Here is a 17,244-nt window from a genome sequence, read left to right on the forward strand (position 1 = left end):
GCGGATCGTTGAACGGACAGAACCGACCACGAGAAGGGATGTGCACGGTGCGCACCACCAGTAACCCGGTGTTCCGCAACCTGCCCAAGCAAGAGGGCGGCGGATACGCCACGTTCGGCTCTGCGACGGCGGGCGCCGCGCAGGTCACCCAGCAATTCGGCCAGCCGCAGTACGCGCAGGCGGACCCCTGGGCCCGGCCCACCACCGAGCGGTCGATGACGATCGACGACGTCGTCACCAAGACCGGCATCACGCTCGGCGTGCTGGCGATCTCGGCGCTGATCTCCTACGTCCTCGTCAACGGCAACGTGAATCTGGCCGCGCCGTTCGTCATCGGCGGTGGTCTCATCGGCCTGGTCCTGGTCCTCGTGGCCACCTTCGGCCGCAAGATGGACAACCCGGCCATCGTCCTGGCCTATGCCGTCGCCGAGGGCTTCTTCCTGGGTGCGCTGTCGTTCATGTTCACCGACATCACCTTCGGTGGCGCCGGCGGCGGAACCCTGATCGTCCAGGCGGTGCTCGGCACGTTCGGCGTGTTCTTCGGCATGCTCGTCGTCTACCGCACCGGGGCGATCCGCGTGACCCCGCGCCTGACGCGCATGATCGTCGGCGCGCTGATCGGTGTCCTCGTCCTGGCGCTGGGCAACCTGGTGGCGAGCTTCTTCGTCGACGGCGGCCTGGGCCTGCGCGACGGCGGCACCCTGGCGATCGTCTTCAGCCTCGTCTGCATCGGCATCGCCGCGTTCAGCTTCCTGCTGGACTTCGACGCCGCCGATCAGCTCATCCGCGCCCAGGCGCCGGAGAAGGCCGCGTGGGGCGTCGCCTTCGGTCTGACCGTCACCCTGGTCTGGCTGTACGTCGAGATCCTGCGCCTGCTGTCGTACTTCCAGAACGACTAGCCGATCTCTCCGGCCACCGTGCCGACCGCGGGCCCCGGGAACAGCCGTTCCCGGGGCCCGCGGCGTGTCCGGGGCAGCCACAGCCGGGCAGCCGCCAACGTCAGCGGCGGCTCCGGCACCGGACCGCCCGCCCAGTGACCCAGCGCGGCGGCCAGCACCGGCAGCAGGTGACGGGCCGCCAGCTCGTATCCCGCGGCCGAGGGATGGAACCCGTCCGCGGAGAACAGGCGGTCCGGCGCGGAGAGGAACTCGGGCGTCAACAGGTCGGCCAGCGGCACCGGATGCCCACCGGCCGCGCGCGTCGCCGCGGCCTGCGCGCGGGCCAGTTGCCGCCCCCACGTCCGCACCACCGTGCGCAGCGGCTGGGGGATCGCGCCGACCACCCCGAGGTCGGGGCACGTGCCGACGACCACGACGGCGCCGCCGGCGCGCAGCCGGTGCACCGCCGAGCCCAGCCGCTGCGCCGAACGATGCAGCGACTGCTTCGCGGTCACGTCGTTGGCACCGACCAGGATGACGGCCGCGTCCGGCGGCGGTCCCGCCACGTACATCGCGTCGACCTGCCCCGCCAGGCCCCGCGAGGTGGCCCCCGCGATCGCCTTCGTGCTGAGCCGGACCCGGCGACGGGACTCGTCGGCCAGGGCGCGGGCCAGCAGCACCCCGGGCACCTCGGCGGCGCTCGCGCAGCCCAGGCCGGCCGCCGTCGAATCCCCGAAGATCATCAGGTGCAGGTCGAACGGCACGTCGCGGCGCCACGGCACCGGGGACTGCGCTCCGGGCAGGTACACCCCGTCCGCCTCGGGCGGCTTCGCCCAGGTGCGGCCGATGACGCCTCTCGCTTCCGTCGCCTGGCGCATCAGGTACGTGTACGTCAGCCACGAGGCGCCGCCGGCGCCGGAGCCGGCGGCGACGGCCGTCGCGCCGGCCAGCGCCGCGGCACGCCACGAAGTTCGGGGCACGGTGGATCACCTTTCCGAGAGGACGGCCACACCCTGAAGTTGCCGTGTCCAGTGTGCGTCGTATGCGTCGCTCGAGCAGCCGGAACGGCGTTGTGCAGAGGCATCTGAGACCATGGAGGAATGCGCATAGCGGATTCCGTCGTCGGTCTCATCGGAAACACGCCGCTGGTCAAGCTCAACTCGGTGACGAAGCCGGGTTCGGGGCTGGTCGCGGCGAAGGTCGAATACTTCAACCCCGGTGGCAGTTCCAAGGACCGCATCGCGGTCAAGATGGTCGACGCCGCCGAAGCCTCGGGTGCGCTGAAACCGGGCGGCACCATCGTCGAGCCGACCTCCGGCAACACCGGCATCGGTCTCGCGCTCGTCGCGCAACAGCGCGGCTACAAGTGCGTGTTCGTGTGTCCCGACAAGGTCAGCGAGGACAAGCGCAACGTGCTCCGCGCGTACGGCGCCGAGGTCGTGGTGTGCCCGACCGCGGTGCCCCCGGAGCATCCCGACAGCTACTACAGCGTCTCCGACCGGCTCGCCCGGGAACTGCCCGGCGGCTGGAAGCCCGACCAGTACTCCAACCCGGCCGGGCCGGAGAGCCACTACGAGACCACCGGCCCGGAGATCTGGCGCGATACCGACGGCAAGGTGACCCACTTCGTCGCCGGCGTCGGCACCGGCGGCACCATCACCGGCACCGGCCGCTACCTCAAGGAGGTTTCCGGCGGCAAGGTCAAGGTGATCGGCGCCGACCCGGAGGGCTCCGTCTACTCCGGCGGCACCGGTCGCCCGTACCTCGTCGAGGGTGTGGGCGAGGACTTCTGGCCCAGCGCCTACGACCCCTCGATCCCCGACGAGATCATCGCCGTCTCCGACGCGGACTCGTTCGACATGACCCGGCGTCTCGCCCGCGAGGAGGGCCTGCTCGTCGGCGGGTCGTGCGGCATGGCCGTCGTCGCCGCCCTGAGGGTCGCCGAGCGCGAGGGACCGGACGCGCTCGTCGTGGTACTGCTTCCCGACGGTGGGCGCGGCTACATGTCGAAGATCTTCAACGACAAGTGGATGGCCTCGTACGGTTTCCTGCGGGCCCCGCTCGACGGCAAGCCGGACGATTCGACCGTCGGCGACGTGCTGCGCAGCAAGTCGGGGGAGCTGCCCGCCCTCGTGCACACGCACCCGTCGGAGACGGTCCGCGACGCCGTCGAGATCCTGCGCGAGTACGGGGTCTCGCAGATGCCGGTCGTGGGTGCCGAGCCGCCCGTCACCGCCGGTGAGGTCGCGGGCAGCGTCAGCGAGCGCGAGCTCCTCAGCGCCGTCTTCGAGGGCCGCGCGAGGCTGGCCGACCCCGTCGCGAAGCACATGAGCCCGTCGCTGCCGCTGATCGGTGTCGGCGAGTCGATCGCCGCCGCCACGAAGGCGTTCGGCGACACCGATGCGCTGCTGGTCATCGACGACGGCAAGCCCGTCGGCGTGATCACCCGTCACGACCTGCTCGGGTTCATCAGCGCGGGCTCGTAGCGGCCGCGCCGGTGGCCCGGGGTGTGTTCCCCGGGCCACCGGCGTGTGCCCCCGACTAGGCTGAGCCGCATGAGTGAGCAGCGCAGCCACGGCTTTTCCACCCGAGCGATCCACGCCGGATACGATCCCGACCCGGCGACCGGCGCCGTCAACGTCCCCATCTATGCGAGTTCGACGTTCGCGCAGGACGGGGTCGGCGGGATGCGCGGCGGATTCGAGTACGCCCGCACCGGAAACCCCACCCGCAAGCCGCTCGAGGCGAACCTCGCGGCCATCGAGGCGGGCACCTTCGGCCGGGCCTTCAGCTCCGGCATGGCCGCCACCGACTGCCTGCTGCGTTCGGTGCTGCGGCCCGGCGATCACCTCGTCATCCCCAACGACGCCTACGGCGGCACCTTCCGGCTGATCGACAAGGTGTTCACGCAGTGGGGCATCGAGTACACGCCCGCGCCCATCTCGGACGTCGACGCCGTGCGCGAGGCGATGCGCCCCACCACCAAGCTGGTGTGGGTCGAGACCCCGACGAACCCCCTGCTCAACATCGGCGACATCGCGGCCCTCGCCGACGTCGCGCACACCGGTGGGTCGAAGATCGTGGTCGACAACACGTTCGCGTCGCCGTACCTGCAGCAGCCGCTGGCCCTGGGGGCCGACGTCGCACTGCACTCGACCACCAAGTACCTCGGTGGCCACTCCGACGTGGTCGGCGGCGCGCTGGTCACGAACGACGAGGAACTCGACACCAGGTTCGCGTTCCTGCAGAACGGTGCGGGCGCCGTCCCGGGCCCGTTCGACGCGTACCTGACGATGCGCGGCATCAAGACGCTGGCACTGCGGATGGAACGGCACAGCGACAACGCCGAGAAGATCGTCGAGCTGCTCGACGGGCATCCCGCCGTCGCCCAGGTGATCTACCCCGGCCACGAGGCGCACCCCGACCACGCCGTCGCCTCGAAGCAGATGCGCCGGTTCGGCGGCATGGTCTCGCTGCGCCTGGCCGGCGGCAAGCAGGCCGCCCTCGACTTCTGCGCACGAACCGAGATCTTCACCCTCGCCGAGTCCCTCGGTGGTGTCGAGTCGCTGATCGAGCACCCGGGCGCGATGACGCACGCCTCGACCGCCGGGTCGCTGCTCGAGGTCCCGGAAGACCTGGTGCGCCTGTCCGTCGGCATCGAGGATGCCGCCGACCTCGTCGCGGACATCGAGCAGGCACTGGAGGCGTAAACCCGGATGTGACTGCGGCGAGGGGGCGGATGTGGGCGCCTCTTCTCGCATGTGGCCGCAGGAACCGCCCTCTCGACCCCCGAACCTCCTGGTCGACCGCGCGGTGATCGAGCGCCGCATTTCCTGTTGATGTAACTTCGAGTTCGCTGTGTGGCGCGTCACAACAGCCAAACTGGAACAGGTTCTTACATATATATGATATCCATGTAACGAAACCGCACCGGTGACAGAGATCACAAGTACGGTGAAGGCGGTCGTCTGAGGGATGGGGAGTTCGCGTATGTCAGTTGACCCGTCGGCGGTGATTGTGGCGGTGGCCACGGCGGCGAGTGCCCTGGTACAGGGAGCGGACATCCCGGATCAGATCAAGGAACAGGTGACGCAGGCGGTCGAGTCGTTCCAGGCATCGGCCGAAGCCTCCGCCGCGACCACGGACCGGCAGGTCGCCGATCTGGTGGCGGGGTTGCCCGAGCCGATGCGTCCGGCGGCGGAGCAGGCCGTGGCGGACGCGACGTCGGCGGCGAAGGACGCGCTGATGCCGCACCTGCCGGCGGAGGCGGCCGCGGTGCTCGAACCGCCGCCGGCGCCGGTGGAGAACCCGGTGCAGGCCGTGCTCGAACAGGTGCCGTCGGTGCCGGCGCCGGCCGCGCCGGCGGGACGGCCGTCGGTGTTCGGGGCGCCGGCCACCGGGGCGACGGGCAGCGACGCGTGGGCGCCGGGTCCGGCGTGGGGTGGCGGCGCGGTGACGTTGCCGTCGATCCCGGCGATCCTGCCCGGGACGAACCTGGCGCCGATCGGCGCGATCGCGGTGTTTGCGCCGTGGCTGCGCAAGGCCGGCCAGTTGTGCGACGGGGTCGGCGCGCCGGTGCTGGCGGCGCTGTACTCGGCGGAGAACGGCTTCCGGTACGGGCCCAGCGCCCCGGTCTCGCCGGTGGGGGCGAAGGGGCCGGGGCAGTTCATGCCCGGAACCTGGGATGCCTACGGCAAGGACGCCGACGGGGACGGGCGGGCCGATGTGCTGGGCATCGCCGATCCGGTGATGGCGTCGGGGAATCTGTTGTGCGACAACTACCGGCAGATCGAGCAGTGGAAGGCGCAGGGGGTGGTGCGCGGGGACACCCTGGACCTGACGTTGGCGGCGTACAACGCCGGGCTGGGGGCGGTGCGCCGGTCCGGGGGGATGCCGTCCGGGTCGCCGGACTACGAGAACCAGACCAAGCCGTACGTGGCGAAGATCCGGGCGACGGAGATGGTGTTCGCGCGGCTGCTCTCGCCGTTCTTCGGGCTCGGGTTGCCGGGGATGACCGAGACCGGCAACCGGGTGGTGGACCTGGCGTTCCGGTATCTGGGGCTGCCGTACGTGTGGGGTGGCGGCAACGTCAACGGTCCGTCGGGGGGCGGGTTCGACTGCTCGGGCCTGACGTCGTACGCGGTGTACGCGGCGACCGGGGTGAGGTTGCCGCGCACCTCGCAGACGCAGTGGCGGGTCGGCACCGAGATCCCGATCCAGCTGGCCCGGCCGGGGGATCTGGTGTTCGGCAACTGGCAGTCCGACGGGCCGGGGCATGTGGGCATCTACATCGGCGGCGGTCAGATGGTGCACGCCCCGACGTTCGGGGACGTGGTGCGCGTCGGCGCGGTCTTCCCTGGCATGAAGGCCCGGCGCCTGCTCTGAACCGCCTGCCCCGGGCGCGCGAGAAGGGCCCGACCGGAGACCGGTCGGGCCCTCACGTCGTGCCGGCCGCGCCGCGAGGCGGCTGCCGCCGATCAGCTGTGGTACGGCTCCGCGCTGACGAGCGTCACCTTCATGGTGCTGCCGTTGGGGAGCGTGTACTCGCGGGTCTCGCCGACCTTCGCGTCGATCAGGGCACCGCCCAGCGGGGAGCTGGGCGAGTAGATCTCGATCTCGTTGCCCCGGGCGCCTTCCTCACGGGTGGCGATGAGGAACGTTTCCTTGTCGCTTTCGTCGCCGTCGTAGTACACCGTGACGACCGAGCCGGGCAGCGCGACGCCGGACTGGGTGGGCGCAACACCGACCTTCGCGTTGTTCAGCAGTTCCTGCAGCTGACGAATCCGGGCCTCCTGCTGACCCTGCTCCTCGCGAGCGGCGTGGTAACCACCGTTCTCCTTGAGGTCGCCCTCTTCACGGCGCTCGTTGATCTCGGCCGCGATGACGGGACGATTCGCGATGAGCTGGTCGAGTTCTGCCTTGAGTCGGTCGTACGACTCCTGTGTCAGCCAGGTCACCTGGGTCTCGGTCATCCTCGATCACTTCCTTCGGGTTGGAGCCCCCGGCTCCGTCGACTGGTCGCCGCACTCGCAGCGACGACGGCAACGCGGATCCCTCGAACGTTCCCCCCAAGCCAGTGGCGAACAGGACCGCACTGCTTCCTATGCAGCAATACACGGCCCCAAAGGGTGGAACCGTGTATCCGGCGATTCTAGCACCAACGTGGTCTCCACCACGGAATCCGCAGCGTGCGGTCAGTGTGCGCGCAGGTATTCGGGCACGTCGAAGCTGCAGCCGTACATGTCCGCCATGCCCGGGCGCTGCGACGTCACCACCGGTGCGTCCATCAGCAGGGTGCCGGACTCGGACGAGGGGATCAGCACCTCGCGGCGGCCCGTCTCGGACCCGTCCTTCGACCGCGAGCGGATGATGCACACCGCCGCCTGCGACGGATCCTTCCGCGTCACGGTGAACTGCACCTGGACGGTGGAGTCGTCGACGACGGTGTAGGTGACGACGTCGCTCTCGATCTCCGGGGTGCCGAACTTCTGGTAGAGCAGGAACGCCCCGACCACCCCGACGACGAGCCCGCCCGCGACCAGCGCCCACAACCAGGTGCGGCGGGATCCGCCCGTCGCCGGGTAGCGGCCGGTCGGGTAGCGGTCGATCGGGGTGGTGTCGGTCATCACATTTACTTTCGTGCACCCGCGAAGGCCGCGGGGGCGTGGCTGACGATGGACGTGTCAGGTGGAACTATAGGGGAGGAACCCAGGACGCCGGCTCGCAGTGCCGGTGGTCCGGGCCGCGACGATGCAGCCGACGGCGAGGTGGAGGAAAGACGTGAGCGGACTACGGCTCATGGCCGTGCATGCCCATCCCGATGACGAGTCGAGCAAGGGTGCCGCCACGACGGCCCGCTATGCCGCGGAAGGGCACGAGGTGCTGGTGGTCACCCTCACCGGGGGTGAACGCGGCGACATCCTCAATCCCGCCATGGACATCCCCGGGATCCAGGACCGCATGCCCGAGGTCCGGCGCGAGGAGATGGCCGCGGCCGCCCGCATCCTCGGCGTGCAGCACCGCTGGCTCGGCTTCGTCGACTCCGGGCTGCCGGAGGGCGACCCCAAGCCGCCGCTGCCCGAGGGCTGCTTCGCGCTGGTGCCCCTCGAGGAACCGACCCGCAAGCTCGTCGAGGTGGTCCGCGAGTTCCGGCCGCACGTGATGACCACGTACGACGAGAACGGCGGCTACCCGCACCCCGACCACATCCGCTGCCACGAGGTCTCCGTCGCGGCGTACGAGGCGGCCGGCGACCCGGATCGGTTCCCCGAGGCCGGCCCGGCGTGGAAGGTGCAGAAGCTGTACTACTCGCACGGGTTCATCCGCAAGCGCCTGGAATTGTTCCGCGAGGAGTACGAGCGGCGCGGCGAACCGTTCCCCATGGAGGAATGGCTCAAGCGGTGGCGCACCGAGCAGGGCGACATCATGGCGCGGGTGACCACGCAGATCACCTGCAGCGACTACTTCCCGAAGCGGGACGACGCACTGCGCGCCCATGCGACGCAGATCGACCCCAACGGCTCCTTCTTCGCCGTGCCGCTGGACATCCAGCAGAAGGTGTGGCCGACGGAGGAATTCGAATTGGCCAAGACCCGCGTGCACACGGCGATCCCCGAAACGGATCTGTTCGCGGGCCTCGAGGACGGACAGGTGAGATGACGGTAGGCATGCTGGCGGCCGAGGTTCTGGCCCAGGACCCCACCGGCCCCGAATTCGGTAAGGCGTCGCCGCTCGGTCTCGCGCTCATCGTGATCCTGCTCGTGGCGACCGCCCTGCTGATCCGCTCGATGAACAAGCGGCTCGGCAAGCTGCCCGAGACGTTCGAGCCCGAGCATCCGGAGCCGGACCAGGCCGCGGACGAGGGGACCGATCGCGGGGCCGCGGAGAGCCGCAAACCCGACCACCCCCAGCCCCCGATGGCCACCAACTGACGGGCGCGTCGTGACACCCCCGGAGCCGTCGGTGCCCGGCACCCGCAACCGGAACACCCTCGGCGAGGCGACCAGCCCCTACCTGCGGCAACATGCCGGCAACCCGGTGCACTGGCACCAGTGGGGTGACGAGGCGCTGGCCTGGGCCCGGGAGCGGGACGTGCCGGTCCTGCTGTCCGTGGGGTACGCGGCGTGCCACTGGTGCCACGTGATGGCGCACGAGTCGTTCGAGGACGAGGCCACCGCCGCGCTGATGAACGAGCACTTCGTGTGCATCAAGGTGGACCGGGAGGAACGCCCGGACATCGACGCGATCTACATGAACGCCACCGTCGCGATGACCGGTCAGGGCGGCTGGCCGATGACGTGCTTCCTCACCCCGGACGGTGCCCCGTTCTACTGCGGCACCTACTACCCGAAGATGCCGCGCGGCGGCATGCCGTCGTTCACCCAGCTGCTCGAGGCGATCGCCGAGACCTGGCGCAACCGTCGCGCCGACGTGCACCGGTCCGCCGTCGCCATCGTCTCCGAGCTGCGCCGCGGCAGCGGCGGCCTCGCTCCCGGCGAGCGCCCGGTGGACGCCGCGCTGCTCGACGCCGCCGACGCCGCCGTCGCCGCCGACGAGGATGCGGTGCACGGCGGGTTCGGGGGCGCCCCGAAGTTCCCGCCGTCCGCGCTGCTCGAGGGTCTGCTGCGCGGATACGAGCGCAGCGGGAACCCGGCCGTGCTGTCCCTCGTCGAGCGGACGGCCGAAGCGATGGCGCGGGGCGGCATCTACGACCAGCTGGCCGGCGGCTTCGCCCGTTACAGCGTCGACGCCGGGTGGGTGGTCCCGCACTTCGAGAAGATGCTCTACGACAACGCGCTGCTGCTGCGGGTGTACGCGCACCTCGCGCGACGGATGTCGGCGCCCTGGGTGCGGCGGGTCACCGAGGAGACCGTCGAGTTCCTGCTGCGGGACCTGCGCACGGCCGGGCGCTGCTTCGCCTCCGCTCTCGACGCCGACACGGACGGGGTCGAGGGCCTGACCTACGTGTGGACCCCCGGGCAGCTGGCCGAGGTCCTCGGCGACGACGCGCAGTGGGCGGCCGAGCTGTTCACCGTGACCGACGCCGGCACCTTCGAACACGGCTCGTCGGTGCTGCAGCTGCTCGCCGACCCGGACGATGCCGAGCGCTACGAGCGGGTGCGGGCCGAGCTGTTCGCCGCCCGGCTGCAGCGGCCGCAGCCCGGCCGCGACGACAAGGTCGTCACGGCGTGGAACGGTTTCGCGATCACCGCGCTGGCCGAGGCCGGTGCCGCGTTCGGCCGCACCGACTGGGTCGACGCGGCCGTCGACTGCGCCCGGGCCCTGCTGGACCTGCACCTGGTGGACGGACGGCTCCGGCGTGCCTCCCTCGGCGGCACGGTCGGCGCCCCCGCGGGTGTGCTCGAGGACTACGGCGCCCTCGTCACCGCCCTGCTGGCGGTGTACCAGGCGACGGGCGACGCCGCGTGGCTCGACCCGGCCCGGGCCCTCGCCGACGTCGCGTTGACGCACTTCCAGGATCCGGCGCGGCCCGGAAGCTGGTTCGACACCGCCGACGACGCCGAGACCCTGGTGGCGCGGCCTCGTGACCCGATCGACGGCGCCACCCCGTCGGGGGCGGCGCTGATCTCCGAGGCCCTGCTCACCCTCGCCGCGGTCGTGCCCGAGGACCCGCGGTACGCCGACGCGGCGGACGCGTCGCTGCGGTCGGCGGTGGTGCTGCTCGAGCGGGCGCCGCGCTCGGCCGGGCACTGGCTGACGGTCGCCGAGGCGGCGGTGCGCGGCCCGATCCAGGTGGCCGTGGTCGGCGGCGGCGAGCTGCTCTCCGTCGTGCGGCAGGCGGCCCCCGGCGGCGCCGTCGTGGTCGGCGGGGACCCGGACTCGTCCCCGTTGCTGGCCGACCGCCCGCTGGTCGACGGAGGGCCGGCGGCGTACGTGTGCCGCGGATACGTGTGCGACAGGCCGGTCACGACGGAGGCCGAACTGCGCGCGGCGCTCTCGGCCTGAGCGGTCCGGGGCTCAGCCGGCGCGGGACGGGGTGAGCAGCGCCGGCAGCGGAGCGTCGATGCCGTTGCCGTCGAACGCCTCGAGCACCGCGCGGGCGATCGCCCGCTGCACGGCCCACTGCTTGCCGGCACGCGTGCGCACGGTGATCCGCAGCGTCACCGACTCCGGGGTGACGGAGTTGACGCCGAGCATCTCGGGCGGCTCGAGGATGTCGCCGGCCAGGTCGTCGCGTTCGACCGTCTCGAGGGCCGCGCGCAGGGCCACCTCGCAGGCTCGGTGCACGTTGGCGGCGTGGGCGATGGGGGAGTCGACGACGGCGACGGCGTAACCCTGGCTCATGTTGCCCACGCGCAGGATCTCGCCGTTGCGGCAGTACCAGAGGGTGCCGCTGATGTCGCGGACGGTGGTGACCCGCAGGCCGACGGATTCGACGGTGCCGACCGCGTCGCCCAGGTCGACGACGTCGCCGACGCCGTACTGGTCCTCGAGCAGCATGAACATTCCGGAGATGAAGTCACGCACCAGGTTCTGCGCACCGAAACCGAGGGCGACGCCGACGATGCCGGCGGACGCGATGAACGGCGCGACGTTGAGTCCGAGCGTGCCGAGGATCTGCAGGACGCACCAGACGAGAACCACGACGGAGACGCCGGACTTGAGCACCGAGCCGATCGTCTCGGCGCGCTGCGTGCGCCGCTCGTTGACCAGCACGCCCGGCAGGCCCCTGGGGGCGCGTTCCTGGAAGGGCCGGAGCAGGCCGGGTTTGCCGTTCTGGTGCCGCGGCTTCGTCATCCGGTCGATGAACCGGTGCAGCACATACCTCAGGATCAGCGCTGCCACGAGGTATCCCGCGATCGTCAGCGGCCGCTCGACGAGCCACTCCCGGTTGGTTTCGGTCAGTTCGAATGCCAGTCGCTGAACAGTCATCCCGGCCGAGTCTACGGATCCGTGCCGCGACTGCCACCGATGTGATCTTCGTCCGAACGGGTTTACCCGAACACCACCAGCCACACGGCAACGGCATGGCACAGCGCGGCGAGCACGGTCGCCGCGTGGAAGAACTCGTGGTAGCCGAAGACGTGCGGCCACGGGTCGGGCCACTTGGTGGCGTAGAGGATAGCGCCGATGCTGTAGAGGATGCCGCCGACGAGCAGCAGCACCATCGGGACGATGCCCGCCTCGTCGATCAGCTGACCGGCGACGGGGACGATTGCCCAGCCGAGCAGCAGGTACAGCGGGACTCCCACCCAGCGCGGCGCGGTGGGCCAGAGCATCTTCAGCGCGACCCCCGCGAGGGCGCCGGCCCACACCACGAACAACAGGGTGCGGCCGGTCTCCGGCGGCAGGGCGAGCGTCGCGAAGGGGGTGTAGCTGCCGGCGATGAACAGGAAGATCATCGAGTGGTCCGCACGCTTCATCCACGTGCGTGCCCGCGGATTGTGCCAGTGGACGCGGTGATAGAGGGCGCTCACGCCGAACACACCGCAGACGGTGAGGCTGTAGATCACCGTCGACCAGCCCGCGGGCGGATCGGCCACGGTCTGCGACAGGACCACCAGCGCGATGCCGGCCACCACTGCGACGCCGAACGCCCACAGATGGATCCAGCCGCGCATCCGCGGCTTCACGGGCAGTTCGTCGATCCCGAAAACCGTCATGGTCGGGCCTCCCTTCGATACCGAAGAGTAACCTACGCTTCCGTAACTTTCGCGGTGTGCCGGATCCGCGACGGGGCGGAGGCCGGCGCACGGGCGTCGGCCACGACCGCCGCTGCGACCGGAGACGACCGTGAGCGTAATGTGACCCGCGTGGTGATCTCGGGGTGAACGCGCGCGGCCTGCTGTATCAGCTCTACGAACGACGGCTGCTGAGCAAGCTGGACGGCGCGCAGCATCCCCGGCACGTCGCCGTGATGTGCGACGGCAACCGTCGCTGGGCCCGCGAGAACGGGTTCACCGACGTCAGCCACGGGCACCGCATGGGCGCACTGAAGATCGCCGAACTGCTGAGCTGGTGCGACGCCGCCGGCATCGAGCGGGCCACCATCTACCTGCTCTCCACGGAGAACCTGCAACGTGAGCCCGAGGAACTCGAGGCGCTGCTCGAGATCATCACCGACGTCGTCGAGGAGATCTCCGGGCCGGAGCAGAACTGGAGCGTCAAGATCGTCGGCACGCTCGACCTGCTGCCGGACGAACTGGGCCGGCGGCTGAGCGAGGCCGCCGAGCGCACGCAGGGGCGCACCGGCACCCACGTCAATGTCGCGGTCGGCTACGGCGGCCGGCAGGAGATCGCCGACGCCGTGCAGGCCCTGCTCCGGGCCAAGCAGGCCGAGGGGCTCGACGGCGAGGGCCTGGTCGAGGCCGTCACGGTCGAGGCCATCAGCGATCACCTCTACACCTCGGGGCAGCCCGATCCCGATCTCGTCATCCGGACCTCCGGCGAGCAGCGGCTCTCGGGCTTCCTGCTCTGGCAGAGCGCGTACTCCGAGATCTGGTTCACCGAGGCCTACTGGCCGGAGTTCCGCCGCGTGGACTTCCTTCGCGCCCTGCGCGACTTCGCGGCGCGGCACCGCCGGTTCGGGACGTAGCCGCGGTGTGTCCTTCGGGCTGTTTCCGCCGCCCGAAGGACACACCGGCGGCGAAGCCGCCTACAGCTTCCGCAGGCGCAGGCGGTTGACCGAATGGTCGGAGTCCTTGCGCAGGACCAGCGTTGCGCGCGGCCGCGTCGGCAGGATGTTGTCCACCAGGTTCGGCCGGTTGATCGAATGCCAGATCTCCTTCGCGGCCCCCACGGCGTCGCGGTCCGACAGGTTCGCGTAGTGGTGAAAATGCGCGTCGGGGTCGGAGAATGCCGTCTTGCGGAGCGCGAGAAACCGCTCGACATACCACTTCTCGATGTCCTCGAGGCGGGCGTCGACGTAGATCGAGAAGTCGAACAGATCCGAGACCATCAGCCGTGGACCGGTCTGCAGGACGTTCAGGCCCTCGATGATGAGGATGTCCGGTTGCCGCACCACGTGGTACTGGCCCGGGATGATGTCGTAGGAGATGTGCGAGTACACCGGAGCGGCCACCTCTGCGGCGCCGGACTTGACCTCCGTGACGAACCGCAGCAGCTTGCGACGGTCGTAGCTCTCCGGAAAGCCCTTGCGGTGCATGATGTTCCGACGCATCAGCTCCCGGGAGGGGTACAGGAAGCCGTCGGTGGTCACCAGGTCCACCCGGGGATGGTGCTCCCACCGCGCCAACAGTGCCTGCAGCACGCGTGCCGTCGTCGACTTGCCGACCGCGACCGACCCGGCCACCCCGATCACGAACGGCACCTGCTGGTCCGGGTGCTTCTCGCCGAGGAACGTGGCGGTCGCGGCGAACAACCGCTGCCGCGCGGCGACCTGCAGGTGGATCAGACGGGCCAGCGGGAGGTACACCTCCGCCACCTCCGCCAGGTCGATCTGCTCGCCGAGGCCGCGCAGGCCGCGCAGTTCCTCCTCGGTCAGCACCAGCGGCGTCGACTTGCGCAGCGTCCGCCACTGCTTGCGATCGAACTCGACGTACGGACTCGGCTCGCTCAGACGCGCCACCGGCACACTCCCGACTCGACGACGGGCCCGGCGGCATACCCCGGGTATGGCTGGCGGCGAAGGATGTCCATATCGGCCGATTGTGCTCGCTGACACATCCGCTCGCCGCGCGGGGTCCGGTTTCCGGGTTCGCCGGCAGGCACGGGGCCGATCCGGGGGACTAGGGTGCCAGGGCATGGACCCGGACTCGTTGGTGCGCGAATATCTCCTGCTCGGCCTGGCATTCGACCGGCTCGAGGAGGGTTTCGTCGACGCCTTCACCGGCGACCCCGCCCTGCGTGGCCGGGTGGAGAACGCGCCGGCCCCCGATCCTCGTGATTTATCCCACACCGCGCGCACACTGCGGGCCGCGCTGCCCGTCTCCGGGCTCTCCGACGAGCGCACCCGCTTCCTCGACGTGCACCTGCGCGCCCTCGAATGCTCGGCCCGCAAGTTCGCCGGTGCGGACATCGCCTTCGTCGACGAGGTCGAGGCCTACTTCGACGTGCATATCGACATGGGCGACGAGGACGCGTACCGCGAGGCCCACCGCCGCATCGACGCGCTGCTGCCGGGCAGCGGCCCGCTCGCCGAGCGAGTGCAGGCCCACCGCAAGTCCGAGGTCGTCCCCGCCGAGCGCCTCGCCGAGTGTGTCGACGCCTTCTCGAGCGCCCTGCGCGACAGGGTCCGCGCGGTGTTCCCACTGCCCGAGACCGAAACCGTCGAATACGAGGTGGTCGGCGACAAACCGTGGTCCGGGTTCAACTACTACCTCGGCAACTACCGCTCCCGCGTCGCGATCAACTCCGACCTCGAACAGCACATGTCCCACCTGCCGCGGCTGATCGCGCACGAGTCCTACCCCGGCCACCACACCGAACACTGCCGCAAGGAGGCCGGACTCGTCGCCGGCGGGCACGACGAGCAGACCCTCTTCGTCGTCAACACCCCGCAGTGCCTCATGGCCGAGGGGCTCGCAGACCTCGCCCTCGAGACGATCGTCGGGCCCGGCTGGGGACAGTGGGCGCAGGACATCTACGCCGACCTGGGCCTGCGGTTCGACGGTGAACTCGCCGAGAAGCTGCACGAGGCGTCCGCCGGCCTGCTCGGCGTCCGCCAGGACGCCGCCCTGCTCCTGCACGACCGCGGCCGCACCGGCGACGACGTCGTCGCCTTCCTGCAGCGCTGGTCGCTGTCGAGCCCGGAGCGGGCCCGGCAGTCGCTGCGCTTCCTGTCGTCGCCGTTGTGGCGCGCCTACATCAGCACCTACGTCGAGGGTTACCGCCTGCTCGGTGGCTGGCTGGCGCAGGCCCCTGCGGGCGCGGAACGCATCGAACGGTTCCGTCGCCTGCTCGACGAACCGCTGGTGCCCAGCGCCCTGCGGTAACGAGCGGGCGTGACCTGGTCCATTGCCCGAGGGGACCGGGTTCCTCGACCGGGGGTGAGGTTCGTAGACTGGTAGGTGAATTCCTGCCGTCCCCAGCTTGGAGAATCCTCGATGACCGTTGTGCCCGGCACCGACGTCAACACCGCCTCGCTCTCAGACCTCGACCCCGAGCTGGCGCAGGCCATGGCCGGCGAGCTGTCGCGCCAGCGCGACACGCTCGAGATGATCGCGTCGGAGAACTTCGTGCCGCGCGCGGTGCTCCAGGCGCAGGGCAGCGTGCTCACCAACAAGTACGCCGAGGGCTACCCGGGGCGCCGCTACTACGGCGGCTGCGAGAACGTCGACATCGTCGAGGACCTCGCCCGCACCCGCGCCAAGGAACTGTTCGGTGCCGAGTTCGCGAACGTCCAGCCGCACTCGGGCGCGCAGGCCAACGCCGCCGTGCTGATGGCGCTGATGAACCCGGGCGAGAAGCTGCTGGGGCTCGACCTCGCCCACGGAGGGCACCTGACCCACGGCATGAAGCTGAACTTCTCCGGCAAGCTGTACGACGTCGCGTCCTACGGGGTCAGCAAGGACGACCACCGCGTCGACATGGACGAGGTCCGCTCCATCGCGGTGGCCGAGAAGCCGAAGGTCATCGTCGCCGGATGGTCCGCGTACCCGCGGCACGAGGACTTCGCCGCGTTCCGCTCCATCGCCGACGAGGTCGGCGCCTACCTGTGGGTCGACATGGCGCACTTCGCCGGGCTCGTCGCCGCGGGCCTGCACCCGTCGCCGGTGCCGTACGCCGACGTCGTGTCCACCACCGTCCACAAGACCCTCGGCGGCCCGCGCTCGGGTCTGATCCTCGCCAAGCAGGAGTGGGCCAAGAAGATCAACTCCGCGGTGTTCCCGGGCCAGCAGGGCGGCCCGCTCATGCACGTCATCGCCGCGAAGGCCGTCGCGCTGAAGATCGCCGCGAGCGAGGAGTTCAAGGACCGGCAGCGCCGCACCGTCTCCGGTGCGCAGATCCTCGCCGAGCGCCTGATGCAGTCCGATGTCACCGACAAGGGCATCACCGTGCTGACCGGCGGCACCGACGTGCACCTCGTCCTCGTCGATCTGCGCAACTCGCAGCTCGACGGCCAGCAGGGCGAGGACCTGCTGCACGAGATCGGCATCACCGTCAACCGCAACGCGGTTCCGTTCGACCCGCGTCCGCCGATGGTCACGTCCGGTCTGCGCATCGGCACCCCGGCACTGGCCACCCGCGGCTTCGGGGACGAGCAGTTCACCGAGGTCGCCGAGATCATCGCGGCCGCGTTGACGGGGTCGTCCGACACCGCGACGCTGCGCGGCCGGGTGAGCAAGCTTGCCGCCGACGCTCCGCTGTACCAGGGTCTCGAGGACTGGAACCTGGTCTAGGCGCGACGCCCGGCAATCTGTCCGGATCGTCTCGTTTACCCAAT

16 protein-coding genes are annotated in these 17,244 nt (G+C 70.4%); 10 read left to right on the forward strand and 6 right to left on the reverse strand.

Going from position 1 to position 17,244, the window contains the following annotated elements; genetic code table 11:
- Positions 1 to 47: 47 nt before the first annotated feature.
- Positions 48 to 899, forward strand: coding sequence for a Bax inhibitor-1/YccA family protein (locus KZJ41_RS08285; protein WP_029542200.1), 852 nt, complete (start codon positions 48 to 50; stop codon positions 897 to 899).
- Here the strand turns inward: KZJ41_RS08285 and KZJ41_RS08290 are convergent.
- Positions 896 to 1,858 carry an SGNH/GDSL hydrolase family protein gene (locus KZJ41_RS08290; protein ID WP_251550446.1) on the reverse strand — a complete coding sequence of 321 codons (963 nt, stop codon included), beginning with the start codon at positions 1,856 to 1,858 and terminating at the stop codon, positions 896 to 898. The two genes, KZJ41_RS08285 and KZJ41_RS08290, sit on opposite strands and share 4 nt — an antisense overlap.
- Before the next feature lie 120 nt (positions 1,859 to 1,978).
- Between KZJ41_RS08290 and KZJ41_RS08295 the strand changes: the two genes are divergently transcribed.
- The 3 genes from KZJ41_RS08295 to KZJ41_RS08305 all read left to right on the forward strand — a co-directional run bounded on the left by KZJ41_RS08295 (position 1,979) and on the right by KZJ41_RS08305 (position 6,263).
- Positions 1,979 to 3,364 carry a cystathionine beta-synthase gene (locus KZJ41_RS08295; RefSeq protein ID WP_006939058.1) on the forward strand — a complete coding sequence of 462 codons (1,386 nt, stop codon included), beginning with the start codon at positions 1,979 to 1,981 and terminating at the stop codon, positions 3,362 to 3,364.
- A 69-nt stretch (positions 3,365 to 3,433) separates the two neighbouring features.
- Positions 3,434 to 4,588 (forward strand): cystathionine gamma-synthase, encoded by a 1,155-nt coding sequence (locus KZJ41_RS08300; protein WP_185713730.1) that lies wholly within the window; start codon positions 3,434 to 3,436, stop codon positions 4,586 to 4,588.
- Positions 4,589 to 4,868: 280 nt separating this feature from the next.
- A complete protein-coding gene (locus KZJ41_RS08305) occupies positions 4,869 to 6,263 on the forward strand; it encodes a bifunctional lytic transglycosylase/C40 family peptidase (RefSeq protein WP_203329468.1) in 1,395 nt (464 codons plus the stop codon).
- Between the two features lie 92 nt (positions 6,264 to 6,355).
- Here KZJ41_RS08305 and greA read toward each other — a convergent pair whose 3' ends face one another.
- Complete coding sequence (greA, locus tag KZJ41_RS08310) at positions 6,356 to 6,850, reverse strand: transcription elongation factor GreA (RefSeq protein ID WP_003935085.1); 495 nt, start codon at positions 6,848 to 6,850, stop codon at positions 6,356 to 6,358.
- A 222-nt stretch (positions 6,851 to 7,072) separates the two neighbouring features.
- Positions 7,073 to 7,504, reverse strand: coding sequence for a DUF4307 domain-containing protein (locus tag KZJ41_RS08315; RefSeq protein ID WP_065922857.1), 432 nt, complete (start codon positions 7,502 to 7,504; stop codon positions 7,073 to 7,075).
- Between the two features lie 154 nt (positions 7,505 to 7,658).
- On the opposite strand from KZJ41_RS08315, the gene mca reads away from it, so the two are divergent.
- The 3 genes from mca to KZJ41_RS08330 are packed head-to-tail and all read left to right on the forward strand — an operon-like array spanning position 7,659 to position 10,844.
- Positions 7,659 to 8,537, forward strand: coding sequence for a mycothiol conjugate amidase Mca (gene mca / locus KZJ41_RS08320; RefSeq protein WP_185713729.1), 879 nt, complete (start codon positions 7,659 to 7,661; stop codon positions 8,535 to 8,537).
- The gene (locus KZJ41_RS08325; protein ID WP_006940388.1) at positions 8,534 to 8,809 is read left to right on the forward strand and encodes a hypothetical protein; all 276 of its coding nucleotides are present in this window, start codon (positions 8,534 to 8,536) and stop codon (positions 8,807 to 8,809) included. The genes mca and KZJ41_RS08325 overlap by 4 nt, the downstream gene beginning before the upstream one ends.
- 10 nt (positions 8,810 to 8,819) lie before the next feature.
- Positions 8,820 to 10,844: a thioredoxin domain-containing protein gene (locus tag KZJ41_RS08330; protein ID WP_043799697.1), complete on the forward strand. Its 2,025-nt coding sequence runs from the start codon at positions 8,820 to 8,822 to the stop codon at positions 10,842 to 10,844.
- A gap of 12 nt (positions 10,845 to 10,856) precedes the next feature.
- On the opposite strand, the gene KZJ41_RS08335 is transcribed toward KZJ41_RS08330, so the two are convergent.
- Positions 10,857 to 11,771: a mechanosensitive ion channel family protein gene (locus KZJ41_RS08335; RefSeq protein ID WP_043799699.1), complete on the reverse strand. Its 915-nt coding sequence runs from the start codon at positions 11,769 to 11,771 to the stop codon at positions 10,857 to 10,859.
- A 62-nt stretch (positions 11,772 to 11,833) separates the two neighbouring features.
- A complete protein-coding gene (locus KZJ41_RS08340) occupies positions 11,834 to 12,502 on the reverse strand; it encodes a hemolysin III family protein (protein WP_006940391.1) in 669 nt (222 codons plus the stop codon).
- Positions 12,503 to 12,666: 164 nt separating this feature from the next.
- Here KZJ41_RS08340 and KZJ41_RS08345 point away from each other — a divergent pair, with 164 nt between their 5' ends.
- Positions 12,667 to 13,434 carry an isoprenyl transferase gene (locus tag KZJ41_RS08345; protein ID WP_006940394.1) on the forward strand — a complete coding sequence of 256 codons (768 nt, stop codon included), beginning with the start codon at positions 12,667 to 12,669 and terminating at the stop codon, positions 13,432 to 13,434.
- 60 nt (positions 13,435 to 13,494) lie between these two features.
- Here the strand turns inward: KZJ41_RS08345 and coaA are convergent, their stop codons facing one another.
- A complete protein-coding gene (gene coaA, locus KZJ41_RS08350) occupies positions 13,495 to 14,427 on the reverse strand; it encodes a type I pantothenate kinase (RefSeq protein WP_006940397.1) in 933 nt (310 codons plus the stop codon).
- A 175-nt stretch (positions 14,428 to 14,602) separates the two neighbouring features.
- Between coaA and KZJ41_RS08355 the strand changes: the two genes are divergently transcribed.
- Both KZJ41_RS08355 and glyA read left to right on the forward strand, forming a co-directional pair.
- Entirely contained in the window at positions 14,603 to 15,793 is a 1,191-nt protein-coding gene (locus KZJ41_RS08355) for a DUF885 domain-containing protein (RefSeq protein ID WP_203329467.1), read from the forward strand.
- A gap of 111 nt (positions 15,794 to 15,904) precedes the next feature.
- On the forward strand, positions 15,905 to 17,200 hold the full coding sequence (glyA, locus tag KZJ41_RS08360) for a serine hydroxymethyltransferase (protein WP_006940399.1): 1,296 nt from the start codon (positions 15,905 to 15,907) through the stop codon (positions 17,198 to 17,200).
- Positions 17,201 to 17,244: the final 44 nt, after the last annotated feature.

It is taken from the genome of Rhodococcus sp. 11-3, from assembly GCF_023704055.1.
Taxonomy (GTDB): domain Bacteria; phylum Actinomycetota; class Actinomycetes; order Mycobacteriales; family Mycobacteriaceae; genus Rhodococcus; species Rhodococcus aetherivorans.

What these genes read in the sequence shown, in the direction of transcription:
- KZJ41_RS08295 (WP_006939058.1), top strand. Translation starts at nt 1,979, where the DNA reads ATGCGCATAGCGGATTCCGTCGTCGGTCTCATCGGAAACACGCCGCTG.
- KZJ41_RS08300 (WP_185713730.1), top strand. Translation starts at nt 3,434, where the DNA reads ATGAGTGAGCAGCGCAGCCACGGCTTTTCCACCCGAGCGATCCACGCC.
- KZJ41_RS08305 (WP_203329468.1), top strand. Translation starts at nt 4,869, where the DNA reads ATGTCAGTTGACCCGTCGGCGGTGATTGTGGCGGTGGCCACGGCGGCG.
- greA (WP_003935085.1), bottom strand. Translation starts at nt 6,850, where the DNA reads ATGACCGAGACCCAGGTGACCTGGCTGACACAGGAGTCGTACGACCGA.
- KZJ41_RS08315 (WP_065922857.1), bottom strand. Translation starts at nt 7,504, where the DNA reads ATGACCGACACCACCCCGATCGACCGCTACCCGACCGGCCGCTACCCG.
- KZJ41_RS08325 (WP_006940388.1), top strand. Translation starts at nt 8,534, where the DNA reads ATGACGGTAGGCATGCTGGCGGCCGAGGTTCTGGCCCAGGACCCCACC.
- KZJ41_RS08335 (WP_043799699.1), bottom strand. Translation starts at nt 11,771, where the DNA reads ATGACTGTTCAGCGACTGGCATTCGAACTGACCGAAACCAACCGGGAG.
- KZJ41_RS08340 (WP_006940391.1), bottom strand. Translation starts at nt 12,502, where the DNA reads ATGACGGTTTTCGGGATCGACGAACTGCCCGTGAAGCCGCGGATGCGC.
- KZJ41_RS08355 (WP_203329467.1), top strand. Translation starts at nt 14,603, where the DNA reads ATGGACCCGGACTCGTTGGTGCGCGAATATCTCCTGCTCGGCCTGGCA.
- glyA (WP_006940399.1), top strand. Translation starts at nt 15,905, where the DNA reads ATGACCGTTGTGCCCGGCACCGACGTCAACACCGCCTCGCTCTCAGAC.